Below are 23,947 nucleotides of genomic sequence, written 5' to 3' on the forward strand. Positions count from 1 at the left end.
TGCTGTCAGGCGCCGCTGATCGACGGCGATAGAGCGGTGTGGTACGTAGAAAGAACAGCAATGAACGCGCTACCAGTTACTCTTCTGACGCTTCGTCGAGAAGCACGATCGCACCGCCGAGAAGCGCGAGGTTCTTGAGAAAGTTGATCTTGTTACCCTGTCGCTCCTTCCCTTCCATCGTCCAGAAATTGTGAATGAACGGCGTCGTACTGAGGAAGAACGTGATCAGCGCGCCGGCTGACGCCCGCGGGAACTTCCAGAGAATGACTCCGAGATTCGCGACGAAGAGCATACCGGTGACGAACGGGACAAGTACGTCGGGCATCGGGACGCCCTTCTCCTCGGCGATAGCGACACGTTTGTCGTTGCTCTTGAACCCGTCGACGGCCATGTACGCGAGGATACCACCGTACAGCGCCCGTCCGAGGAACGACGGCGGCGTGTCCGCTGCTTCAGTCTTAGTCATGCGTTCACCACCTCGATCCGACTGACGTTCGTCGGGACCCGGCCGACCGTCTCGTACTCACCTGTGTCCATCCGACGCATGATCCGTCCCGCTACGTCGTCGCGCTGGTCTGGGACGTCGAAGAGTCCGGAGCCACAGATCACGTCCCCGTCGTAGACGTCCCACGTTTCGATGACCTCGTGGGGTTCACCCGGGAACGAGACGCGTTCGAAGTCCCGACCGAAGTTCGTCGACTCGAACAGCGCCACCTCGTGGTCGTCGTTGACCCATGCCGGGGGTGCCTCCTCGCCACCGCAGAAGAACACGGTCCCGTCGTGGACGAAGACGCGTCGGATGTACGAGAAGTCGCTGCCGCGGTCGAGCCGCGTCCAGGAGTCGCCGGCGTCGGTCGTCCGGTAGAGTCCGCCTTCGCCGACAGCGTGGCCGAGGCCGAGGTTCTCCAGATCGTGGTCGAGATAGCCGGTGGCCGCGAGCCAGACGTCCTCGGAGATCGGGAGGATTTGATGGACGTCGTCGACGATGGTGTCGCGCCGGTCGGTCCACGTCTGGCCGCCGTCGTCGCTCAGATGGATGCCGCCCGCTTCGACGCCGGCGATCAACTGCTCCGGCCGCCCCGGAACGACCTCGAGGGCTCGGAGCCGAGCGTAGTGTGGGTCGATCGGTGATTCCCAGTGACCGCGAGACGGGAGTTCGCGGAACCCCTTCAGCTCAGACCACGTCTCGCCGTCGTCGACGGACCTGAAGATGTACGGGTCGTTCGTTCCGGCGTAGAGCACGTCATCAGCGGTCGCGAGAATCGACCACACCTCGCTTTGCCCGGCGTGCCAGAAGCGGTCGCCGAGCGGAACGCCGAGGTCCTCCCACGTCCGGCCCCCGTCCAGCGAGCGATACGCACCCGTCGACGACGCGACGAACACGCCCTCTGTGTGATCCCACGACTTGACGGCGGTCACGACCTCACAGTCGAGGACCTGTTCGAGGTCACTGGGTTCGAACGGCACACCTTCAGCTCGGTATAGACCGTCATCTGTCCCGATTAACAGTGTCATACGTACCGTGTACGGCGGGCTCATAATAAAGTTTTACCAAGCTGTAAAACGCTAAGTGGGAGGGGCAGAAACGGGGATACGACCGCTCACTGTGGCCCGCTATCTCCCACAGGATCCACCGACTCACCATGACCTCATCACACCCGACAAAGCGACCGACAGACGCAGCGCATCTCGATAACTCCGACGTCGACTTGCCGCCGGAACTCCTCAATCTCCCGTGGATAGACATTCACAACCACGCGCACACGCTCTCGTGGGAGGACCGGGAGCGGTACGCGCTCGCCGGCTGTCGGTCGATGATGATGGTCGCTTCCGGCTATCACTGGACACCGTACAAGCCCGTCGAGGCCGACGATATCCGGTTCCTCTGGGACGACGCGATCAATCGACGCGCAGCAATCCAGCGCAATCATTTCTTCGAGGCCAAACTGGGCCTCGGGATTCACACGGGCGTCCGTATCGAGAACCCGGACGAACTTCTGGACGCGCTGAACGCGTACTGCGAACTCGACGAAGTGATCGCGATCGGCGAGACGGGCGTGACGCCCTCCCAGCACGTGAGTCGCTGGGACGTCGACCAGCAGCAGGCGATCGTTCAGGGACAGATGGAACTCGCCGACGAGCACGACCTGCCGGTCCTCCTGCACACGCCGAACCAGTCTACCGACTCGAAGCGATCGTACCGTGACGGGATCGGGATTCCGGGATACGAAAAGAACACCGGCCTCGGCGCCGATCCCGTCATCGACAGTGATAACCCCGCGCTCGATTCGGTCAAGCGGGATATCGAAGCGATGCGTGACGCCGGTCTAGCCGACCGACAGGTAGTCGCCTCTCACGCCGACGGGAACAATACTGAGTATCTGATGGAGAATACAGACTGCTATCTGAGCTACACCATCGGACACTCGTGGCTCATCGGTGTGACTGCGGCCGACGTGGCGAACGCTATCGACGAGTACGGTCCGGAGCGGATCATGATCGACACGGACTGTGCGAACGTCCTCAGAACGGACCCCTTCGCGCTGAAGCGAGCGATCTTCGAACTGTATCGCTACGGAATCGACGAAGCGGCAATCCGAAAAGTCGTCCTCGAGAACCCGCGCGACGTCTTCGACTTCGACGCCTGAGTTCCGGATTGCCGGCCCACGGCAGATCGGAACGACGCTCAGCGCGCCGTCAGTCGTATTCGCAGCTGTTCCGCAGTTCTCCGAGCTCTTCGACACCGATAGTCACGTCGTCGCCGTCCTCGAGCAGGACCGGCGGCTCTCGATACACACCGACACCCGGCGGCGTCCCCGTGAAGAGCAGGTCGCCGGGTTTCAGCGTGAACGCTCGACTGCAGAACGACACGAGCTCGTCGATGCCGAAGATGAGGTTCGACGTCGACGACTCCTGTAACCGTTCACCGTTCACCGCTGCCCAGATCTCGAGATCGTGCGGGTCGGAGACCTCGTCTTTCGTCACGAGCTCCGGCCCGGTCGGGGCGAACGAGTCGAGGCTCTTCCCGCGGACCCACTGGCCGTCGCCGTGCTGAAGGTCTCGGGCAGAGACGTCGTTGCCGATCATGAACCCGGCGACGTGGTCGAGTGCCTCGTCCTGGTCGACGCGTCGCGCTTCCTCGCCGATCACCACGACCAGCTCGGCCTCGTAGTCGACCTGTTCGGTCAGCTCCGGGTCCCAGGAAATAGTGCTCTCGGGCCCGGTGACGGTCGTGGGGAACTTCGAGAACAGCACCGGCTCGTCCGGGATCGGATTGTCTCCCTCCTCGGCGTGGTCCTGATAGTTGAGTCCGACACAGACGATCTTCTCCGGATCGGTGACCGGCGCAGTCTGCTCGACGTCCGCGAGGTCGTAGACGCCGACACCGGTCTCCTCGGCGTATTCGATCGCCAATTCGGCCTTCCGTTGCCACTCCCAGTTCTCTAAGAGCGCGCTCGTCTCGTTTTCGATGTGGACGCCGGTGGCAGCGCCTGCCTCCGGAAGGTTGACGACTGTCTCGTCATCTATCGCTACGCCACACCACGGTTCGTCCGTCGCCGTCGTCTGATATTGTCCTAGTCGCATTTGATGTACTGTATTGGTGTCGTCGTCTCACGCGCTGCAGGTATTCACAGCTCCAGCCCGGCTTCGTCGATCAGGCGCTGTCCGGATTCCACGAACCGTTCGAACTCCTCGTTCACCTTCGGGTTCAGGAGTTCGCCGTCGTGCTTGACCGGTTCGCCGTCTACGAGCACCGTCTCGATGTGGGACGGATCGGACTGGAACACCACGGTCTCGATCGGAGAGTGCGACGGCGCCGTCATGAAGTCGTTGGTGTCGATCAGCACGATGTCTGCGCGTTTGCCCGGCGTGAGTGTCCCGATCTCGTCCTCCATGTTCAGTGCCTTCGCCCCCTCGATCGTCGCCATTTCGAGGGTATCTCGCGCCGAAATGCTGACTTCGCCGACCTCCTCGTCGCTCTCGAGGATCTCCTGGTTGTCGAACATCCGCTGGAGCTGCATCCCGATCCGCATCTGGCTGCCCATGTCGCCGCTGATGTTCGAACAGACGTCGACGCCCCACGCCGGGCGTCCGCCCGCTTCGAGCACCTTTCCGGTGACGGGGATACCGTGGCCCATCTGCATCTCGACCTCCGGGGTCGACGAGAAGGAGACGCCCTGCTCGACGGCGTGGTCGATATCTTCCTGGGCGAAGTGGTTCCCGTGGGCGACGTTAACGTCGGGGCCGAGCATGTCGTGGAGGGCCCCGAAGCCCTGGTAGTCGTCGCCGTACACCGACGACGGCCACAGCGCGGCACCCATGTGGATAGTACTGAGGACTCCCAGATCTCGTGCCAGTTCCAAGTCGCTGCGGGCGGTTTCATCGGTACAGAAATCCGGTCCTCGGAGCCCGAGAGCTAAGCTGAGCAGGTCGTCGTCGCGGATCTTCTCCTCGTGGAGCTCGCGGATCTTCCCTTCGGGGAGGCCGACGTCGCTGTCGTACCACCACTTCGCCGCGTCGTCACCCGGCGGGCCGTAGGTGTACACCGCTCGTATCCCGGTATCCTTCAGCGCGTCGACGGCCCGCTCGCCGTGTTCGAGCGAGTTGGGGTACGACCAGTCCAAGGCCGTGGTCGTTCCCGTATAGAGCTTCTCCAGCGCGCCGAAGAGGCCGCCGAGGTACATGTCTTCGGGCTGGTAGAGCCCGGTGAGATTGCCGAGCATATCATCGAAGTATTCGCCCATGAGCGACCAGTCCCCGGCGATTCCCCGTACCTGGGTCTGTGCGAGATGGATGTGCGAGTCGACGAAGCCGGGAACGACGATGTGGTCTTCCGCGTCGATGACCTCGGCGTTCGATGGAGAGAGTCCGTGGCCGATCTCGACTATCTCTCCGTCTTCGATCAGAACGTCGGCCTCGTCCAGTTGTCCGATCTCTGGATCGAGGGAAACGACAGTTCCGTGTTGTATGATCGTTCGTGACATGAACAACTGCTATGTTTGACCATGAGGTTAAAAATTTACCGTCTGGTAAACCACGTCCGTCGCGGGTTTCGGAGCAATCGTATTATATATCTCTCGCTACGATTACCCGTATGAGCGAATCCCGCGAAAAGGTCTCCTCCAAAGACACCCGGCAGGTCATCATGGAAGCGACCTTCCGTGCCCTGAGCAAGCACGGGTACAAGGACCTGCGCATGCGTGACATCGGTGACGAGATGGAACTCACTCGGCAAGTCATCCACTACCACTTCGACGGCAAGTACGACCTCCTGTCGTCGTTCCTCGAGTACGTCATCGACCAGTACGAGGGAAGCGTCGAGGTCAACGAGGACGCCGAGGTCAGAACGGAACTCAATGCCCGGATCGACCAGTGTCTGTTCGGGCCGGAGTTCGAGGACTTCAGTCACTGGGAGCGAATGAAGGTGTACCACGAACTGTACACGTACGCCCAGAACGACGGCGAGCACCGAGAGATATTCAACGACCACTACGACCGGATTCGCGGCAGCATCGTCGAAGTCGTCGAAGAGGGCATCGAAGAGGGAACGTTCGAACCCGTCAACGCCGACCGCATGGGCCAGCTCATCACCGACGTCATCCACGCCGCCCGCGGCCGTCGGATCTCGCTGGGTCACGAGGACGCACCGGAAGAAGCTCGAAAGGCCATCGACGAGTTCATTCTCGATTCGTTGTACGCGTCACAGGCCGAGGATCAATCGGCTTGACCCTCGACCGCTGTGAGGCGGGGCTTCTCAGTGCGCTGTTCCGCTCGAAGCTGATGCTCGCCGGCGAACTCGACCGTATCGCCCACACTCACTGCGTCGTCGGCCAGCTGGGCGATCACCTGTACCCCGTCGAACCGGGCGAGTCCGAGGTAGTTCGGTGACCGGATGTCCGGTGGTGTCATCTCGACGGTCGTCTTCGCGATCACTTCTCCGGTGTCGAGTTCATACGTCGAAAACGACTGCCCGGCACACTCGGAACACCGATGGCGGTCGTAGTACCAGCAGTGTCCGCAGTCGTCACAGACGAACGCCCGATCGACGCTGAGCGAGTTCGTCGGCGGTGCCAGTTCCCCGCTCATCCTTCTAACACCGTGCAGACGCTGTTGTTTCCGAAGCCCGCCACGTTGACAGCGAGTCCCGTCCCTGCGTTCGGGACCTGTCGGTCCGGTCGGAGGTCCCCACGGAGCTGCCACACCAGTTCGATGATCTGCGAGATCCCTGTCGCCCCGAGCGGGTGGCCACGGGCTTTCAGCCCGCCGCCCGGGTTAACGGGGAGTCCTCCGTCCAACGCGGTCTCCCCGTCGAGTGTCGCCTCCCACGCGGTCCCCGCGTCGTAGAAACCCAGTTCCTCGAGTTCGAGGAGCTCTAAGATCGTGAAAGCGTCGTGGATACAGGCCACGTCGACGTTCTGCGGCCCCAGCCCGGCGGCAGCGAACGCGCGCTCGCCGGCCAGGCGGACGCTCTCGATGTCGAGCGGATCGGTACGGTCTGCGACGGCGTGCGTACCGGTCGCACTTTCGACGCTCTCGACGCGAACACCTGCGTCACGTGAGAGGACCACTGCGGCACCGCCGTCGGTCGTCGGGCAGCAGTCGTACAGCCGGAGCGGCTCCGCGACGATCGGTGATTCGGCTGCATCCTCGATGCTGATCTCCGTCTGGAACTGTGCGACGCGGTTGTTCGCTGCGTTCCGGTGGTTCTTCGCGGCGACCGCACCGAGTGCCTCCCGGGAAACGTTGTAGCGGTCGAGATACGTCCCGGCAGCGAGTGCCCCGAAAGACGGCAGAGTAACTCCCTGTTCGTACTCGCGATCGTGTACGAGACGGCTTATCGATTCAGTGACTTCTCGCGTCTCCGCCACCGACATCTTCTCGACGCCGACGACGAGCGCGACGTCCGAGGCGCGACTATCGACCACGTGCGCCCCGCGCTGGAACGCGCTAGCGCCGCTGGCACTCGTGTTTTCGATCCGATCGGCGGCCGCCCCTTCGATCCCGAGCGCGGAGATCAGCGCGTTCGCTAATCCGGTCCGCGTCCCGAGCGCTTCGGTGAGCGCGTTGCCGACGTGAAGTGACGTGATCTCGTCTCGGGTGTGCGGTGAGTCCGCGATCGCTCTCTCTGCAGCGGTTATCGCGAGTTCGAGGATCGATTGTGCCGCCTCGCTCTCGAACGGGGTCATTCCGACCCCGGAGATACGGACATCCGTCATCCCTTACTCCTCCTCGTCTGCCGAGCCGAACACGCCGGCGTTTGCCAGCGCCTCGATCTCCTCCTCGGAGTAACCCAGTTCGCGGAACACCTCTCGGTTGTGCTCACCGAGTAGCGGCGGCGCGGAGTCAAACCCGCTCTCTGCGTTATCGTACCGGAGCGGGTGTTCGATGACCGGAATCTCCCCGAGCTCCGGATGTTCGATCTCGGTGATCGTCCCTCGTGCGTCTATCTGTGGGTTGTGCAATGCCTCTTCGACGTCGTAGACTGGGCCGGCCGGGACACCGGCGTCCTCCGCGATGATCTCGATCCACTGGTCCGTGGTCTTCTCGCTGAGGGTGTCCTCGATCTCCGCTTCCAACTCGTCGATGTGCTCGACGCGGTCCTTGTTCATCTCGAAGCGATCGTCGGCCGGGAGATCGGGCCGGTCGAGTGCCTCACAGAGCTCGCCCCAGAGCTTCTCGTTGAGGATGCAGATGTTCAGGTGCCCGTCCTTGGTCTCGAAGGTCTGGTACGGCGCGAGTACCGGATCCTTCGTCCCCATCCGCCGCGTCTCCTCGCCGGCGAACACCATGCCGGCCTGTTTCGTCAGCCACGGCAGCGTCGCCTCGAGCATTCCGAGGTCGATGTATTCTCCCTCACCGGTCTGTTCTCGGCGATAGAGCGCAGTCATCGTGCCGAAAGCAGCCCACATGGCTGTGATGAGGTCTGTCATCGGCAAGCCGACCTTGACTGGCTGTCGTCCCTCTTCTCCAGTCACGTCCATTATCCCACTCATCCCCTGAATGAGCAGATCGTATCCCGATCGCTCGCTCCAGGGTCCAGTCTGTCCGAACGCGGAGATAGCGAGATAGACGAGGTCCTCGTTGTATTCCGAGAGCGTCTCGTGATCGACGCCGAGGCGCTCTGCAGTCCCGGGTCGGAAGTTCTGGATGAAGACGTCGGCCTCTGCGACGAGTTCGTACAACGCCTCCGTCGCTCTCTCGTTCTTCAGGTCGAGTTCGAGGCTCTTCTTCCCGTAATTCAGCGTCCAGTAGTACGGCGATTCGCCGTCGATGAACGGTGGGCCGGAATGCCGGACAGCGTCGCCGTAGCCCGGCTGTTCGACCTTCACGACCTCTGCCCCCTGATTAGCGAGCATCGCCGAACAGAAGCCGCCGGTGACGAACGTAGAGAGATCGACTACCTTGACACCCTCCAGGATCTTCCCGTTGGCAGTCATACTTCCCCTACCGGTGTGCCGTTCGTGTCTTCGAGTTCCTTCCAGCGAAGTATCGAAGCGGACGATACGGTGGGCTCTCGACCGCTATTCGAAGCAAGCGTGTGGTTAGTACACATCCGTGGTGAGTCATTGACTTACCAAGTGGTAAAACCTTCGCAAGGTCGGGCTCGCGTTCTGAACGACGATTACCCGGTTAGGATCGGTTGCGTATACCGAGATACCGTCGGGGCAGTCCGGAGTTCGGTGTCAGAACTGTCTTCTCGGCGGCCGTCGTGACGGCCTCGGGTGGGGATGTATTTCGTTCTGCTTTCGGGGCTTTGCATTGCGTGACTTGATCTATACGGCCGAACTGGCGGATGCAGAAGAGGAAATCGCGTTGTAGTTCCACAAGGAGTGACCGACCGCTTGGAGTGATCTACCCCTCCTTCTTGCTACTAGACAGTGGAATCGACCAGATTCCGAAGGCGCTCAGCGCCCGACACCGCGATGCTCCTCCATCGCGGTTTTCCGACGACAACGACAGACATCACGTGCTGAATACACAGCGCGTGTTTTACACGCCACTTCGATCGGAGCAAGTTTTTGAAAGTGGTCCGTTCAAAAAATATACCGCATTAGTCCTCGAAACAGAACTATGGTGAGAGATGAGCTTACGAGGCGGACAATCCTGGGATGTCTCACGGGGGGAACGCTCGCCGGGATCGGTGGCTGTCTGGAGGTGTTCTCGGAGAACGCAACCGGCCCCAAATCCGAAGACGAGAACTGGAAGACTGTCTCGCCAGAGCCGTTCACCGAGGTTTCCAAACCACGCTCTCCAGTAGCCACACTCGGCGGCTCTGATCGATCGGAATCGTTCGGGCAGGAGGTCGCTACGACGGGCGATACTGTCTTCGTTGGCGTGCCCCAAGCTGCTCCCGATGGCGTCGAAAAAGCCGGAACCGTGGCCGTCTTTAAACAATCGGGGACTGGATGGGGGCAGACAGCGACGCTGACCGGTCAGAAACAGAAACGCGACTATTTCGGCGGACAGATCGCAGCCAGCGGGTCGACGCTGCTGGTCGGTAACGAGTACAACTTTTCGGGGACGTCGCGAATCCCCGTGTCGGTGTTCGAGCGATCGAACGGTGACGGCTGGCAACTGACGACGGAGCTAACCGAGGGCGTCTACATCGAATCGATGGCGGTGGCCGATGATACGGCCGTCCTGCGGACAGCAGACAGCGACGGGCTCGCAGATGTCTTCGAGCGTGAAGGCGGGGAATGGAGCCTGCGACAGACGCTGTCTGCTACTGATCAGGATGACGGACGGGCCGTCAGATCAATCGCGACTGATGGCGAGACGATACTGGTCGGAGCGCCACCGAAGTCAGGGCCGAAGCGTCGACGCGCGGGATCGGGTGTCGTTCACGTCTTCAACCGATCGAACGGTACCTGGAGTCATCGGACGACCCTCTCCGGAGCGACAGGGAGGGATCACTTCGGCTGGTCGGTTTCGGTGATCGATGGGAAGGCATTGATCGGCGATTATATCAACGATACAGCGTACGTGTTCGGCCTCTCAGATGGACAATGGTCTCGCGAGCAGATGTATACTGCGACCAGTGGTAACTCGCATCAATATTTCGGTCACATAGTCGCGATGGATGGCGATACGTTGCTAGTCGGCGCACCACATGCTCAGTTCGGTGACTCGGTCGGCGCGGTTTACAACCTCGATCAGCCGTCTAGTACAAACGATCCGCGAGGAATATATTTCACAGCGCCCGATACGACCGAGCAATTCGGCGACGCGATAGCGACCACGAACGGAACGACGATCGTCGCAGGCAGGTGTTCCGAGGAGAGCTTCGTCTATATTTACGAGCAGTGACCCCCAGTCGCTCTCAGAACGCGAATCCTCTGAGTTCAGCAAACGGTGATACTGGGTTTGAAAAGCAAGCACCCAGCACATCGACATCCACTCCGAGTACTCGGAGCATCCGCCTCGGCCGTCCCCCGACCCGCAAGCACCGCAGGCAAGAGGCGCTCAGCGGCGTCCTCGTTCGCTCCGCACACGAGGGCCAGCGAGACGGGGTTTCGCGCAGTCGCGGGATGTCGACCAGCCCCAGGCTTTCAGGAACTTTTCCGGGCGTTGACCGTGGTTTCGCTACTGATCCGCTGAGCAGGGTTCTTCGTCGAACAGGACATCGACGCTTTTCGGCGTCACTGCGAGCCGAATTCCTTCTACCGTGAACTGTACTTCGATGTTCTCACTCGAGGCGTACAAGACTCCCTCGAGCGCCTCGACGTCGACGGTATCGTACTCCGAACTCGAGAGCTACACGTTCGGCGAGATGGGATCGGCGTTCTCGTAGTGGATACAGAGCTGGGTCAGAGCGACGGTGATAAAGAGGTCTTCTTGTGGATCGATTAGTTGTATCGCCGGCTTCAGGTGCGATTTTCCGGGCAAAATGGTTTACAACCACTTGCCCTCTACTTTCGTAATCCGCTCCTGAAAGTGTGCTCGCTTCTCCGCGATTTCGTCCTCACTAAAGTTCTCCAACATCGCCTCATGGTCGTACTCGAGTCGAATCGAGATGTAACACGTATCGCCTTCCCAGCCAATCGGGGAGATGTTCCGGATGCAATTGAATCTGAGCCACGATATCAACCTCATCGGAGCTGAGGTTGGACAGTTTGAACGCCGGAGCGTCGAACTCGAAGCCAGAAATCAGTCCCTCAAATTGCTGAACGGAAATAGTTGCCCCGATGGATGGTGAAACCGGGAGCCGTTCATCGGATATCGATACGCGGACAGAATATGGTGCCGAAAGGTACCGGCCGTTCTTCGGCATAAATTGAGGAGGATAGTACAGATGTTCGGTTAGACGCTTCCCATCGATAGATATGAGCCACATAACACCCACGGCCTCGTCATTATAAAACAGCTCTAACTCCTCATAGCTCGTTTCGAACTCTACCGTTTCGCTCATGAATTACCGTACATGTCTATCCATTAATAATCCTAGAGGTTCGAATTCGTTGTGAAATATTCTGGTGGTTAGTAGGTCGAGGTGTAGTATTGGAGTTCGAAAATACACCTTCTAAGAGAGATTAGAAATATTCTTCTTCGATCTCTTTGACCTCATCATGAAACCGTTCCCGACGGTCTTCAATTCCGCTTTCATCATAGTGATCCAGCATGGCTTGGTGATCGTATTCTAACCGGATAGAGATGTAACAACTATCTCCTTTTTCACCTACACCGTTAGGAAGGTATTCCGGTTGCAGTTCGACTTGGGCTACCGGGTCCTCAGTCTTCAGGGAGAATAGTTTAAGGACAGGGGAGCCGAACCCGATGTTGATGATCTGGCCGTTGAATTCTTTGATAGAAACAGTCGCATCAACCGATGTTTTCGTTCCCAGTGGTTCGGTGGATACCGTCAGTCCTACGCGGTGCCGCGCAGGGAGATAGCGACCGTTTTCTGGGACAAAGCGAGGAGGATACGATACGTATCCAACTTCTTCCTCGTCTCTTATGAGACACATCTCTCCAACAGCAGAATCACATATATTAGCGACCGCTAACTCCTCGAGGTTCGTCGTGAATTCGAACATGTTATTCGTTCTATTTGGACGAGAGCATGCTCTAACACGAACTCCCAACTCGAGATTGAACGTAATCACACCAGCAGCAGCAGTAGCTAGTCGATGTATTGTGACTGCCACTCTTGTCGCTGCTCGATAGCTTGCTCACCATCCTCTGTAATCGCATAGTAGTTCGTTCTTCTGTCGAGTTGCCCTTTTTCGACGAGGTCTTTGTTGACAACCGTATCGAGGTTTAGATACAATCGCCCGTGATTGATTTCGTCACTGTAGTAGTGCTCAACTTCTTCTTTAATATCTTGCCCGGATGGTTGATCAGCGCCAGCGATCACGTATAGGAGGTCCCGTTGAAACCCCGTGAGGTCGTCCATGCTGCCGACATTCAATTGGGGTAATATTTGTTATTTGTTCGTAAAGAGCTGTAAGCTTATACAAATAGCAGTTCCATTGTGATGTAGTTAGCTACCCAACAAAGAAACAGATATCTGGCAGTTGTTGGGTAAGACACTACGTTCCTGGTTTCCACTCTCACAGTTTGATACTCCATCGAGTTGAATGAGAAAGTCTATTTCACGACTGGTAGGCCCAATACACTAGGGTAAATTAGCCGGTTATCACTGCCGTCACTCTGCTTCCAGGAACAACTCGCCAATGTACTGATCTTCCCAGTCTCGACGAGCCTCGAGTTCACGCCGACCGCGAGCGGTGACCGTGTAATAATTCGTTCGCCGATCGAGTTTGCCTTTCTCGACCAGACCCTTGTCGACGACCTCGTCGAGATTCGGATAGAGGCGCCCGTGATGGATCTCTGTCTGGTAGTAGTCCTCGAGTTCCTCTTTGATCGCGAGCCCGTGGGGATCGTCCTGTCCAGCAATCGTATACAGCAAATCACGCTGGAAACCAGTAAGATCGTGCATACGGAAATTACCGTTTATTAGTAAATAAAGATTTCGGGAGTGGGTGTGAGAGAAAGTATATACAAATGCGCTATTACTCGCGTTCAGGGGGACACCGTCAAGCATGGCAGTCTCCGACTGCTCGATTGTGGGTAGCCGAAAACGGATCACCGTACTGGATTACCTTACTTGGTGTATACAAACAGAACCTTTCAGAATATGATTCTAACCAATTATTATTTAGATATATACAATGGACTTGTATCTATGCAGCGCCGCACACTCCTGGGCAGTATTGCTGCTGCGGCAGTCGGATCGGCAGTACCAGTATCTGCGTCGTCAGGTCCAGAGAAAGGAGGGAACCGTCCGAATCCGCCGTCGAGCTCGAATTCGGCTCGGAACTCGGATATCCTTCCAACTGGTACGGAGCGAATTTCGGAAACGTTCTATAATCAGGTCGAGCAAGAACTCCATCACGGCGCACAGCTCGCCGTCTATCACAAGGACGAACTCGTCCTGAACATCGCTGGTGGAACGACTGGACCTGACGGAGCGGAAGAGACGACGGATACACGTCACATTCTCTTCTCGACGACGAAACCATACACAGCAGGGACGGTTCACCACCTCGTTGACGAGGGGCTTGTGGATTACGACGACTACGTCGTTGATCACTGGCCAAACTTCGCCCGTGGCGACGAACGGAAGGAAGAAGTGACGATTCGGCATGTCCTCTCGCACCAATCAGGGCTGCACTCGATCCCTGCAATCGATGATAATCCAGAGATCTGGGGAGATCCTGACGAGAAGGAGGCCCTCGTAGAACAGGCGGAGACCGCATATGAACCGGGCACACGCACTGACTACCACCTCCTGAGCTATGGGTGGATCATTGATGGTCTCACCCGGAACGTAGTCGGGAAACAGGTCGACGACCTCGCGGAGGAGGTGATCTTCGACCCACTCGGATTGGACAACACGAGTATCGGTGTTGCGGACGCCTCCGAAGTTGATGTTGCAACGCTGGTCGGATTCGAACCGTACAACCAGATCACCGAACCCGACTCACCAGGGTACACGTCCTACGTGGCCGACCTCTTCAATTGGGACCACGTCCAGGAGAGCGTTGTCGGTGCCGCAACTGGGATCGGAACTGCACGCGATCTCGCCCGGTACTACAACTGTCTCCTGAACAACGGCGAAGACGTCTTCAGCAATCAGGTGGCTCGTGCCTTTACTTCTGTTGAGGTTGAACAGGAGGAGAACGGAGAATACTCCCGCCGTGGACTCGGCGTCCGGTTCGGTGGTAAACCCGGCGACGACTTCGGAATGACTGCCTCACACGGTGTCTATGGACACGGTGGTCTCGGTAGTATCATGACCTGGGCAGACCCCGACAACGACATCGCATTCGCCTACGTCACTAACGGAATCCATGATGGATACGAACACAGTCAGCGTGTCGCCCGCCTTGGTGACACGGTCCGTCACGAATTATCGTAACAACGAACTTACCTGGCCGTTCTTCCGTCCGTTTATTTTCTGTCAGGGAATCGAGATCGATAGGAGGCGCTAGGCGATCGGAATCTCGACCAGGGACATTCCGTCTCCGATCGCGTCCCTGAGCGCCGCATCGAGTTCGGCTCGAGTGGCCGGTCGATAGCCGTCGATCCCGAAGCTGTCGGCGAACGTGACGAAATCGGGATTCGTCAACTCGGTTCCGACAGAGTCTCCGGTGTGTGCACATTGTTTCTCCGAGAGAAGGCTGTAGTCGTCGTTGGTGAAAACGATGATTATAAACGCACAGCCGAGTCGAGTGGCCGTCTCGATTTCGGCGGCGTTCATTAGAAATCCACCGTCTCCAGTCGCGGCGACGACGTTCGCGTCGACTTCCGGATCTGCCGCGACTCCGCCCGGAACCGCGATCCCCATCGTCGCCAGTCCGTTCGAGATCACGCAGGTGTTGGGCTCGTACGTCGGGAAGTGCTGGGCGATAGCCATCTCGTGACTGCCGACGTCCGAAACGAGGACGTCTTCGGGTTCCATTGCTTCTCGGAGGACAGGGAGGACATTACGGACGGTGAATGGTGCCTCGGTTGAGGGCGTTTGCTCGAGGCCGAGCCCCCGGTTCAAATCCGGGCTGGGGCTCTTGTGACAGAGGTTGTTGATACCCTCGAGAACGTTGTGGGAGTTGGTTTGGAGTCGATGTGTGGCTCCGCTTGAGACCGAGTAACCCCGGCAGTTGAAAGTCTGAAGTGGCGGTCTGTGTATATTTCAGCGGCGGGGTTCGCGAGAGGCGCCGTCAGGACTCGCGCCACTTGTGACCGCACTCGACGCAGGTGAATAGCCGAACCTCGTAGGACCCGCCCGGCTTCGGCATCATCTCGGAGTAGGCCCGGTCGCTGTCGCAGTCGTCCGCCGGACAGGGCTCCTGCATCGTCTCGGTGGAGCCCTGGGTCGCGTCGGCCACGGCGGGTGCCCCGTCGTCCCGCTGTCCATCCTGGGTCGCCATCGCCGATTCTGCTTGCGAGTCCCGCGGCTCCTCGTTCTCACAGGAGCGACACACCCACGTGTCGCCCTCCGTGTGCATCATCGAACCACACTCGTCACAGAATTGCATATAAAGGAGGAATACAAGGTTGTCGGATAAATGTGTCAACTTCCGATCCGTCGTGGATTTCACCCAACTGCGCATTCTAATTGTGCTGAGTTATCGAATATGCAATAGGAAACGTTTGATCTTGCCCGATATCTATCGACTGGCACGGGGTTGTCGTAGATCTGGCTCAGAATCTCGGGACGAAAGTGGACGTCGGTGGCATCGGAATTATAGCGGGAACACTCGTCATCATACAATTACCAGCCGCTCGTCAGTATCACGAAACGCACTCTTAGCCGCTGGCATCGAGATTTCACTGGATCTATTCGGAATAAAAACACTAGCGGAGTTACAGCGGTAAAGCGGTAGTGTACTTCGTGTTTGCTCTGTCCTGACCGAATCAGACAGCTCCGGTTCTCGGTTTACGACGTGCTGCCGCCCTGTATTCAGCACGTTTGACAAAACCTGTCACTGGGAGAGTGTTTTAACATGGCTTCGGAGAAAGAATTCCGCTGTTTTCCCCGAGGAGGAGCCATTGGTGAATACACTTTTCCGAACTCTCTCTCTCTCTACAAGACCTATGAATCAAGACCGTGCTGAAGGGGTCCTCCTTGGACTCGCCTGTGGTGATGCACTCGGTCGTCCGGTGGAATTCAAAGGCACTGACCGGATCGCGGCTGAGTACGGAACGCTCACTGGAATGGTCGGCAACGGCACGTGGGGTCAACCAGCTGGGACTATCACCGACGATACGGAGCAGGCGCTCTGTATCGCTCGTAGTCTCGCCGAACACGACGAATTCGAACCCGCTGACGTCGCCGACCGGTTCGTACAGTGGTACGACAGCGGCCCCTTCGATATCGGGAATATGACGCGTCGCTCACTCGAACAACTGAAGCGAGGTCGCGCGTGGGACGAGGCAGGCCGGCAGGTTTGGGAGGCGAGTTCCGAAGGCAACAACGCCGGCAACGGTAGCGTGATGCGATGTCCGCCGCTCTCCATTGCGTATCACGACGATCGAGAGACACTCACTCGAGTGAGTCGACAGTCCTCGGTGATCACACACGCCGATCCCCGATGTACATACGGGTGTGCCATTCTGAATCTTACAATCGCAGGGCTCCTGAACGACGAATCGGAGCCACTCTCGAGCGCACTGAACGCGATTCGAGGAGACGCTCCCGATGAGTTGTGCTCGGCACTCGATCCGATTGCCAACGACGACCGACCCGAAACACTGCAGACGTCTGGATACGTCGTGCACACGCTTCAGACGGCACTCGCTGACGCACTCACGGCCGATAGCGCCGAGAGCGCGATCGTTACCACGGTCAACCGCGGCGGGGACACCGACACTATCGGTGCGGTCGCCGGCGCCGTCGCCGGAGCACGATTTGGTGCAAGTGATCTTCCGGGGGGCTGGCTGTCATCGATCGATGAACGCGACGAACTGGCTCAGCTCGCATTGCAACTCCGAAATTAGTGAAGACGTGGCTGGTCTATTCAGTGGGGTGACCGTTATAATGTAGATTTGTCAAAACTGAGACGAACACTCATCCGCCTTGCCGCAGCTATCAGTGCTCTCAACCAGAACGAGGGATCAAGGATAGTAACCAACACGGAACGCCAATCCATCGTTTTGTTGGTTAAGTCGGTGGCGCCGGTTCACGTGCTCGCTATCTGTAAAAATCGACGCCTTGCTCCGCTACCTCGAGACGCACGGCGAGATTGACGACGATCGCTTCTTGGAGTGGGACGAGTTCCAGGAACTGGCGACTGACTACGAAGTGGACCGACCACAATGAGAGCAACATTCGGACGCGAGTATATCGAGACCTATCGGTAGAGGTTCTCGAACGCTTCGTCGACGAGTTCGCCCGTCTCGGCGATGATGTCGCCCATCTCGTCGTTGTTCGGTGCCATGCCGACGAGTCGCGCGATGCGCATGATCGAGACGTGATAGACGCGCTGCGTGCCCGGGTTTTCCTCCCAGACGACGACGTTGCAGGGGAACAGCCCGCCCATCCGCTTGTCGGTCGCGTCGAGCGCGCGATCGGCCACAGACGGGTTGCACGCGCCAAGCACGTAGTAGGGATCCCGGTCGGCGTCAACCTTCTCGTTGAGCATCTCGGATGGCGAAAACTCGACGGGGATGCCGAACCCGGCGTCGGTGAACGCTTCGCGCACGTGCTCGATGGCCTCATCGTGGTCCATCTCCAGGGTCGTCTGTTCGGTACCGATCTCGTTGGGGTCGATCTGCGCCGGATCGATTGGGAGCGTCATTCGTGTGTAATATTGTACTGACTGAGAATAACTCTTTCGCCATCGATCCGACATGGACCACCAGTAGTATCCCCAATCAGTCGGATTCACACGACGTAAGGCATCTAAGTGACGGTAACAATCGTACGGAATCCGAATACCCTCGCTCGGAATTATATTGAATAGTATTGTAGCATTCGTAAACAATTTTATCTCCATTCGGACCTTCCCTGCCACGAGGATGGGTGATCCGGTGAGCGAGTGCCTGCAACGGGACCGACATCCGTGACTCCGAAGCGTACGTCGACGCCCGCCGAACGCTGCTCACGTAGCTGCTCGGATCCACAGTAATTTCACAGTTCTCAGTTTGCACATCGTTGGTGTTCAGTGCAGCTTTTACGCAGTTCGAAGGTCGTCTGTCGCCTGTGACCGGATGGCAGCTGCCGCAACTTCGTCGGCCCGCTTGACGAGTTCCGCTTCGATCGTCGCTGGCTCGACCGTCGTTCGACTCGTATGGGAGAGTACGATGTGTGCAAGTTCAACTGGCAAGTCCACCGCTGCAACAACGTAGACTCCGTAGTAGGGATGCCCGAGTAGGTCGTATACCGGCGTCTCAGCCATTCCGTCGAATTCGGCGAGCTTGCTCACGTCGTGGATAAGGGCACCTGCAACGACAGTATCCAACGAGAGATCGACCTCACGCCGCTCGAGGAGCGTCTCTGCAAGCGTGACAGCACAGGCAGTTACGTCCCGAACGTGGCTTACCAGTAGTTCGTCCTCCAACCCCAACGCACGCTGTGTCGGGGGCAACCACGGTACCTCGGAAAGGTCGTCGACGTCGTTCTCTTCGATGGCTGTCGCCCACGCACTGGCGACGCCTGCTCGCAGGTCGTCGTCTTCGATCACCTCGAGTTCAGGGAATGCGGCCCGGACTACGTCCTCGCTCATACCTCTGGTATCAGTATTGATCAATAAAAACACCAGTCGTGCAGTGATGCTCAGTTCGCATCTCTATTTGCCGTAAGTACTGCGTCCACAAAGCGGGTCCCTGAGGACAGCAGGAAGTATAGACGGAACACGTAACACCAGATTCGATGCCGGGCGTGTAAAAGAACTACCAGGCCCTGCACGAGGCTTTCTCACCCACGTTGTCAATCGGAGACTTGACCGGTCTCTGATTCAATTTGGCTACGCCCTCTCCAGATTTCAGCGAATATCATCGCCCATGTTATCGCCGCTAAGGCGTGAAGATGCCACGACGGGAGTGAGAGATCTGTGAACATGAGGAGATACGGATACGCAAATACTGTTACAACGAGCGCCACCCCGTACCCGGCTGAGGAGCGCGTTGGTTCTGGCGGGCCGACCGTCCACCCTCGATGAATAAGGAAGAAGGAATACGGCCCCAAAATAGCTAGCTTAATGAAAAATTCAACGAGTACATCAAACCCTGACCATGTTGGACCCGGCATATCAAAACCGACTCTCACAAGATACAACTCTCCAGTAGTATCTTCCACGACGGTATAGACGCTGCCGGCGGAAGGGTTCGGAATCTGCTCATACTCATTACACAGGAGTAGCGTATTATCACAGACGAGAGGATCACCGAAGGACTGCCAACCATTTGGGCCGTAGCCGTCTTCGGTTGGTTTCTGTTCTTGTGCTTGGGCAAAGGCTCTCTGCTCGCCCGCAGAGAGTTCTTCTACCGATCGAGCGTCACTCATAGAAAGGTTCTCTTCGTCAACAATCTCGTTGAAGGCTTCTGAAGATTCGTGCGCAATGGAATAATGGTCAGTCTCTCCACTATATGGCTGTGTAAGCGCCCCTGGGTAGAGAATAGCACCTAGAAGGAGAAAAGAAACAAGGACTGATATACGTAGAACGGCTCGAGACTTCATTAAATGATAACTATTGAATATGGGATAAGTGCTTTCTGAAACCCGGCTGTTCAGTATGCGCACATAGTTACCGTTCTGTTCAGGACAGTGAGTGTACGCGTACTCACCGGGGGTGACCGTCCGACGGCCATGAGCTGAGGGAGAGGAGTACTTGTCGTCGAAGCTAAGCGGTATCGAAGATCCCGTGAGGGTGTCGGCACGAAGCGCCGACGCTCGAACGCCGTTGTCCCCCGCTGTCGTCGGACGGCTTAACACCCGACTGGAAGCGATTCCTTCGGAATCGCCCAGTCCGAGCAAGCTTCGCTCTCTCGAGATTTCGCCGAGGGCGCGACTCTGTCGCGCTCGGAGCGCAAGCGTTCGGTTCGCACTGAACGATTTGTCTCAGTTAGTCTGTACTCTCGCTTGGTTGCGGTCGGTTTTCGGAGACGGAACGGCGGGCCACTAGGACGAGTGCCATCACCGTCAGCAGCGCCGCGACCAACAACAGTCCCGTTCCCGCTGAGAGCCCGACCAGAGCCGCGATGTCGGCGTAGAACGTAAAGAGGAGAAACACCGGGAAGAGCGTCCCGATCGCGTATCGCCACGGGACCACCAGCGGGCGTGAGAGCTGTCCCGCACCTTCGAGGTACTCTTTGACCGCAGCCGGACCGAGGACCCAAGCCGTGTACACCATGAACCCGGTCAGGCCAAGCACCAAGAGTAGATCGACGAGGTGGTTCGCGAACAGCGTAAACACCGCAGGGCTGAATGCGTTCACACCGCCGGTGAATACGATCAGCGCAAATAGACCTCGGGTTGCCGTCGACCGCTCGAGATCGAATTCGTCAACCAGAAACGAGACTGGAATCTCGAGCATGCTGATCAGACTCGTCAGGGCTGCGAGGAGAACGACGAGGAAGAAGACCGCGCCGAGAAGTCGCCCGCCGGGCAGGCTCGCGAACGCGCCGGCGATACCGATGAACAGGGCGCCGGGGCCGCCCTCAGTCGGTCCCGCCGCGAAGGAAAACAGCAACGGGAACACCACGAATCCGGCCAGGATGCCGATACCGAGATTGAACGCGGCGATAGCCGAGGCGTCGAGGGGCAGCGAGCGGTCGTCGTCAATGTAGGAGGCGTAGGTGATCATCGTCCCGCTGCCGATCGAGAGCGTGAACAGCGCCTGGCCGGCGGCCGCTCCCAGTACCGATAGGAAGTTCTCAGCGAGGTAGGCACCGTCGAATGTGAGGTAGAACTCGTACCCCTGCGCGGCGCCGGGTTGTCGGGCCGCCCAGATCGAAAGTCCAATGAGCAATACGACGACGCCGGGGATCATTACCTTCGTCGCCGCCTCGATGCCGCGTCTGATCCCCGCGGCGACGATCAGAGACGTGGCCGCGAGGACGGCGAGTTGGTAGCCGAACGCTTCGGCACCGTAGCTGATCGCCGCGAAGTGGGTTTCGGGATCCGCGAAATAGGCACCCGTCGCGCTCTCGAGGAAGTACCGAAGGATCCATCCGCCGACGACGCTGTAGAACGACATCAGTATGATCGAGGTGACGACACAGAGCACGCCCAACGCCGTCCAGAAACCCGATCCGCCGAGCGATTTGAACGCCCCCACTGGGTTCCGATTCGACCGTCGACCGATCACGAATGCGGCCAGCAATCCCGGCACCCCGACGAGGAGAACGATGAGCAGATACAACAGCAGAAAGGCGCTCCCGCCGTTCTCCGCGGTCATCCAGGGAAATCGCCAGATGTTCCCCAGTCCGACCGCGCTTCCGACCGCGGCCAGGATAAATCCCGCGCGACTCGACCAACTCTCACGTACCATTCTGTCTCAGGGAACCGACTCGGCGCGCATAAGAATTGTTTATCAGTGACTCAGTTCAGTCGCAGTGATATGTAATCTGAACACGACGCGTGGACAATTGGATCTCGAAAGTGGGGTAGCATATCTAGGAATTCGAAACCAAAGACGAGGAGACCGAGACAACGATGCCGGTCAACGGCTAGCCTCAAACGCCACGTCCTCGCTTGCGCACTGTCGTTGAGAGGCACTCATCTCTCTTTTCTTCCCTCTGATCGATGATGTCAGAAAACGTTACTCGGTGTGCCTCTCGATCAGCGACCGCAGCTGGTCCTCGGACTGGACGCCGGTCACTTGCTCGCCGTCGGCGAACAACACGAGCGTCGGGACGCCGCGGACGCCGTATGCGGCGGCGAGTTGCTGGTTAGCGTCGACGTCGATCTTTGCGACGGCCGCGTCGGTTTCCTCGGCGAGCGTCTCGACGACCGGCTCGAGCATCTGGCACGGACCGCACCAGTCCGCGTAGAAGTCTGCGAGCACGACGTCGTAGTCGGCGACGGTGTCGTCAAGTTCGTCTCGTCCGTCCACGTGGACTGGCTCGTCGGGCGTGGCTGTACTTGCGTCGGGAGCGGTATCGACTGTCATCACCGTCTAGTACGGGCCGACAGTAGTTAAGAGTTTTGGGAAATATACACAATACTACCCCTCTGCTTCTCACGCATCTCCTGGCGGGCGATGCGGATCGAAAGGACAGATCGACGGACAGGAAGACGAGGAGAGAACGGCGAACCAGGATACCGACGAAACTGTCGAATTAACTTTCAGCAGATGCCGACGCGGCGTCGTGCTGCTCGTACTTCGTCTCGAACTCGCCGATGAGCTGGCCCATCTTCGCGTACCAGTCGTTGAGCATTCGCTGCATGTCGTCGGCGATCTTCGAGGGGTCGGTCGGCTCGTAGACGTGGTAGTAGCCGCCCTGCTCGTAGTTGACCTGCTCCTTCTGGATGAAGCCGGTCTGGAGCAGCCGCTGCACTGCCCGGTAGGCGGTCGACCGTTCGCGGTCGACGGCCTCGGCGATCTCGTCGACGGTGAGCGGCTCTTCGGTTTCGACGAGCGCCTGGAAGCAGTCCCTGTCGAGTTGTTTGAGCCCGTGGAAACACTCGAGGAGTCCCTCGCACTCCATATCCTGCCTGAGTTGTTCGGACATCGAATCTGGCATTGGTATCACGTTCAGGTACGCACTACGCTGTTAAAAGGCTTGTGTAGAGGTTACACAATCCTGCGGGTAACTCAGTCGCTGGCCGGCGATGCCGACGTGGGCTCCTCGCGCAGCGCGGCGACGCTGCTGTAGACGACCGCTCCGCTGACTATCAGCGCCGAGCCGAGGATCAACACTAGACTGATGGTGTCGAAGATCGGGATGCCGTAGACGTTCCCGAGTTCGCGGACGGCGACGGCGATCGAACCGCCCAGCAGCATCAGCCCGAAGTACACTTTGATCTCCTCCTCGTCGACGATGCTCGTCGCGGCGGAACCGATCCGCGCGCCGAGCGCGCTCCCGGCGAGCAGCGGGAGGACGATCGACAGGTCGACGCCGCCGTCCATCGCGTAGAGGAAGCTCCCGATCCCGCCCGAGAAGACGATCTCGAAGAGGTCCGTTCCGACGGCGATCGGCACCGGCACACCAATCAGGTAGAACAGCGCGGGCATCCGGATGAACCCGCCGCCTACGCCGAGGAAGCCCGACAGCAGCCCCGTCACGAACGCAACGCCGAGGATCATCCACAGCGACACCGAGATACCGCCGCGAAGGCTCATCATCGGCGGCACGCGGTAGGACTGGATCTTCTTGGCGATATCGGGGATGTCCGCATCGTCAACTTCGGCGTCGGCGGCGTCGTGGTCGACGCCCCCGCCGTCCCCGCCTTTCAGCGCCTCGGAGGTTACGAAGACGCCGATGCCGCCCAGCAGGAACACGTAGGTGACGCTGATGATGCTGCCAGCCAGTCCCAGCTCTTCGAGGTGGAGGACGAGTTCCTTACCGACTTCGATGCCGGCAGTCGTGCCGGCGATCATCAACACGCCGAGCTTGTAGTCGACCTGTCCGAGATCCCGGTGCTTCAGCGTCGCGATCACGGACGTCCCGAACACGAACGCCAGGCCGCTCCCGACGGCGACGCGCGAGGGATAGCCCATCACGAGAAGAGCGGGCGTGACGAGGAACGATCCGCCCATCCCGAAGAACCCGAATAGGATCCCGATCAGCAGGCCGAACCCGACGAACAGCACCAACACTGCCAGACTGATTCCCAGTATCTCCATCGTTAGACCCCTTTGAGCCGTTCGATCACTGCACTCCCGAACGCCTGTTCCGCGAGGCCGTATCCCACGTAGAGGACGATGGCTTCGAGCAGAACGGCGCCGATCAGCACTCCAGCCTCCACGGCGGCGGGGAGATCACTGACAGCTAGCATTCT

General features: G+C 58.7%; 25 protein-coding genes and 2 pseudogenes. 6 read left to right on the forward strand and 21 right to left on the reverse strand.

Annotated elements, in window-relative coordinates; genetic code table 11:
* Positions 1-76: 76 nt before the first annotated feature.
* Complete coding sequence (locus tag LDB05_RS06305; RefSeq protein WP_226007076.1) at positions 77-466, reverse strand: DoxX family protein; 390 nt, start codon at positions 464-466, stop codon at positions 77-79.
* Positions 463-1,515, reverse strand: coding sequence for a WD40/YVTN/BNR-like repeat-containing protein (locus LDB05_RS06310; protein ID WP_226007077.1), 1,053 nt, complete (start codon positions 1,513-1,515; stop codon positions 463-465). Before LDB05_RS06310 ends, LDB05_RS06305 begins: the two co-directional genes overlap by 4 nt.
* 128 nt (positions 1,516-1,643) lie before the next feature.
* On the opposite strand from LDB05_RS06310, the gene LDB05_RS06315 reads away from it, so the two are divergent.
* Entirely contained in the window at positions 1,644-2,648 is a 1,005-nt protein-coding gene (locus tag LDB05_RS06315; protein WP_226007078.1) for a TatD family hydrolase, read from the forward strand.
* Between the two features lie 49 nt (positions 2,649-2,697).
* Here the strand turns inward: LDB05_RS06315 and LDB05_RS06320 are convergent, their stop codons facing one another.
* Both LDB05_RS06320 and LDB05_RS06325 read right to left on the reverse strand, forming a co-directional pair.
* A complete protein-coding gene (locus LDB05_RS06320; RefSeq protein ID WP_226007079.1) occupies positions 2,698-3,585 on the reverse strand; it encodes a fumarylacetoacetate hydrolase family protein in 888 nt (295 codons plus the stop codon).
* A 44-nt stretch (positions 3,586-3,629) separates the two neighbouring features.
* Positions 3,630-4,985 (reverse strand): amidohydrolase family protein, encoded by a 1,356-nt coding sequence (locus LDB05_RS06325; RefSeq protein WP_226007080.1) that lies wholly within the window; start codon positions 4,983-4,985, stop codon positions 3,630-3,632.
* A gap of 110 nt (positions 4,986-5,095) precedes the next feature.
* Here LDB05_RS06325 and LDB05_RS06330 point away from each other — a divergent pair, with 110 nt between their 5' ends.
* Positions 5,096-5,728 carry a TetR/AcrR family transcriptional regulator gene (locus LDB05_RS06330; protein WP_226007081.1) on the forward strand — a complete coding sequence of 211 codons (633 nt, stop codon included), beginning with the start codon at positions 5,096-5,098 and terminating at the stop codon, positions 5,726-5,728.
* On the opposite strand, the gene LDB05_RS06335 is transcribed toward LDB05_RS06330, so the two are convergent.
* The 3 genes from LDB05_RS06335 to LDB05_RS06345 are packed head-to-tail and all read right to left on the reverse strand — an operon-like array spanning position 5,716 to position 8,438.
* Positions 5,716-6,087: a Zn-ribbon domain-containing OB-fold protein gene (locus LDB05_RS06335; RefSeq protein WP_226007082.1), complete on the reverse strand. Its 372-nt coding sequence runs from the start codon at positions 6,085-6,087 to the stop codon at positions 5,716-5,718. The genes LDB05_RS06330 and LDB05_RS06335 overlap by 13 nt on opposite strands.
* Complete coding sequence (locus tag LDB05_RS06340) at positions 6,084-7,217, reverse strand: thiolase C-terminal domain-containing protein (RefSeq protein ID WP_226007083.1); 1,134 nt, start codon at positions 7,215-7,217, stop codon at positions 6,084-6,086. Before LDB05_RS06340 ends, LDB05_RS06335 begins: the two co-directional genes overlap by 4 nt.
* Before the next feature lie 3 nt (positions 7,218-7,220).
* Positions 7,221-8,438, reverse strand: a complete 1,218-nt coding sequence (locus LDB05_RS06345; protein WP_226007084.1) for a CaiB/BaiF CoA transferase family protein — start codon at positions 8,436-8,438, stop codon at positions 7,221-7,223.
* A 637-nt stretch (positions 8,439-9,075) separates the two neighbouring features.
* On the opposite strand from LDB05_RS06345, the gene LDB05_RS06350 reads away from it, so the two are divergent.
* Complete coding sequence (locus LDB05_RS06350; RefSeq protein ID WP_226007085.1) at positions 9,076-10,308, forward strand: FG-GAP repeat protein; 1,233 nt, start codon at positions 9,076-9,078, stop codon at positions 10,306-10,308.
* A gap of 679 nt (positions 10,309-10,987) precedes the next feature.
* On the opposite strand, the gene LDB05_RS06355 is transcribed toward LDB05_RS06350, so the two are convergent.
* From LDB05_RS06355 to LDB05_RS06370, 4 genes are all read right to left on the reverse strand, one after another.
* Complete coding sequence (locus LDB05_RS06355) at positions 10,988-11,410, reverse strand: hypothetical protein (protein ID WP_226007086.1); 423 nt, start codon at positions 11,408-11,410, stop codon at positions 10,988-10,990.
* 121 nt (positions 11,411-11,531) lie between these two features.
* On the reverse strand, positions 11,532-12,035 hold the full coding sequence (locus tag LDB05_RS06360) for a hypothetical protein (protein ID WP_226007087.1): 504 nt from the start codon (positions 12,033-12,035) through the stop codon (positions 11,532-11,534).
* 86 nt (positions 12,036-12,121) lie between these two features.
* Complete coding sequence (locus LDB05_RS06365; protein WP_226007088.1) at positions 12,122-12,394, reverse strand: helix-turn-helix transcriptional regulator; 273 nt, start codon at positions 12,392-12,394, stop codon at positions 12,122-12,124.
* A 252-nt stretch (positions 12,395-12,646) separates the two neighbouring features.
* Positions 12,647-12,940, reverse strand: coding sequence for a PadR family transcriptional regulator (locus LDB05_RS06370; protein ID WP_226007089.1), 294 nt, complete (start codon positions 12,938-12,940; stop codon positions 12,647-12,649).
* Between the two features lie 171 nt (positions 12,941-13,111).
* Here LDB05_RS06370 and LDB05_RS06375 point away from each other — a divergent pair, with 171 nt between their 5' ends.
* Positions 13,112-14,422: a serine hydrolase domain-containing protein gene (locus LDB05_RS06375; RefSeq protein ID WP_226007090.1), complete on the forward strand. Its 1,311-nt coding sequence runs from the start codon at positions 13,112-13,114 to the stop codon at positions 14,420-14,422.
* Positions 14,423-14,491: 69 nt separating this feature from the next.
* Here the strand turns inward: LDB05_RS06375 and LDB05_RS06380 are convergent.
* Together LDB05_RS06380 and LDB05_RS06385 are read right to left on the reverse strand one after the other, a co-directional pair.
* Positions 14,492-15,022, reverse strand: a pseudogene (locus LDB05_RS06380) (thiamine pyrophosphate-dependent enzyme); the annotation flags it as partial.
* Between the two features lie 199 nt (positions 15,023-15,221).
* The gene (locus LDB05_RS06385) at positions 15,222-15,539 is read right to left on the reverse strand and encodes an RPA12/RPB9/RPC11 RNA polymerase family protein (protein ID WP_226007091.1); all 318 of its coding nucleotides are present in this window, start codon (positions 15,537-15,539) and stop codon (positions 15,222-15,224) included.
* A gap of 559 nt (positions 15,540-16,098) precedes the next feature.
* Between LDB05_RS06385 and LDB05_RS06390 the strand changes: the two genes are divergently transcribed.
* Positions 16,099-17,001 carry an ADP-ribosylglycohydrolase family protein gene (locus LDB05_RS06390; protein ID WP_226007092.1) on the forward strand — a complete coding sequence of 301 codons (903 nt, stop codon included), beginning with the start codon at positions 16,099-16,101 and terminating at the stop codon, positions 16,999-17,001.
* 193 nt (positions 17,002-17,194) lie between these two features.
* Positions 17,195-17,323: pseudogene (locus tag LDB05_RS06395) on the forward strand (transcriptional regulator TrmB); the annotation flags it as partial.
* 31 nt (positions 17,324-17,354) lie between these two features.
* On the opposite strand, the gene LDB05_RS06400 reads toward LDB05_RS06395, so the two are convergent.
* The 8 genes from LDB05_RS06400 to LDB05_RS06435 all read right to left on the reverse strand — a co-directional run bounded on the left by LDB05_RS06400 (position 17,355) and on the right by LDB05_RS06435 (position 23,944).
* On the reverse strand, positions 17,355-17,801 hold the full coding sequence (locus LDB05_RS06400) for a DUF302 domain-containing protein (RefSeq protein WP_226007093.1): 447 nt from the start codon (positions 17,799-17,801) through the stop codon (positions 17,355-17,357).
* A gap of 375 nt (positions 17,802-18,176) precedes the next feature.
* The gene (locus tag LDB05_RS06405) at positions 18,177-18,728 is read right to left on the reverse strand and encodes an HD domain-containing protein (RefSeq protein ID WP_226007094.1); all 552 of its coding nucleotides are present in this window, start codon (positions 18,726-18,728) and stop codon (positions 18,177-18,179) included.
* A 203-nt stretch (positions 18,729-18,931) separates the two neighbouring features.
* Positions 18,932-19,681, reverse strand: coding sequence for a hypothetical protein (locus LDB05_RS06410; protein ID WP_226007095.1), 750 nt, complete (start codon positions 19,679-19,681; stop codon positions 18,932-18,934).
* Between the two features lie 385 nt (positions 19,682-20,066).
* Complete coding sequence (locus LDB05_RS06415; protein WP_226007096.1) at positions 20,067-21,494, reverse strand: sodium-dependent transporter; 1,428 nt, start codon at positions 21,492-21,494, stop codon at positions 20,067-20,069.
* Positions 21,495-21,764: 270 nt separating this feature from the next.
* On the reverse strand, positions 21,765-22,115 hold the full coding sequence (locus LDB05_RS06420) for a thioredoxin family protein (RefSeq protein ID WP_226007097.1): 351 nt from the start codon (positions 22,113-22,115) through the stop codon (positions 21,765-21,767).
* 169 nt (positions 22,116-22,284) lie between these two features.
* Complete coding sequence (locus tag LDB05_RS06425; RefSeq protein WP_226007098.1) at positions 22,285-22,689, reverse strand: helix-turn-helix domain-containing protein; 405 nt, start codon at positions 22,687-22,689, stop codon at positions 22,285-22,287.
* A 71-nt stretch (positions 22,690-22,760) separates the two neighbouring features.
* Positions 22,761-23,792: a sulfite exporter TauE/SafE family protein gene (locus tag LDB05_RS06430; RefSeq protein WP_226007099.1), complete on the reverse strand. Its 1,032-nt coding sequence runs from the start codon at positions 23,790-23,792 to the stop codon at positions 22,761-22,763.
* A gap of 2 nt (positions 23,793-23,794) precedes the next feature.
* Positions 23,795-23,944 (reverse strand): DUF7512 family protein, encoded by a 150-nt coding sequence (locus LDB05_RS06435; RefSeq protein ID WP_226007100.1) that lies wholly within the window; start codon positions 23,942-23,944, stop codon positions 23,795-23,797.
* Between the last annotated feature and the right edge of the window lie 3 nt (positions 23,945-23,947).

It is taken from the genome of Natrinema salinisoli (genome assembly GCF_020405205.1).
Taxonomy (GTDB): Archaea; Halobacteriota; Halobacteria; order Halobacteriales; family Natrialbaceae; genus Natrinema; species Natrinema salinisoli.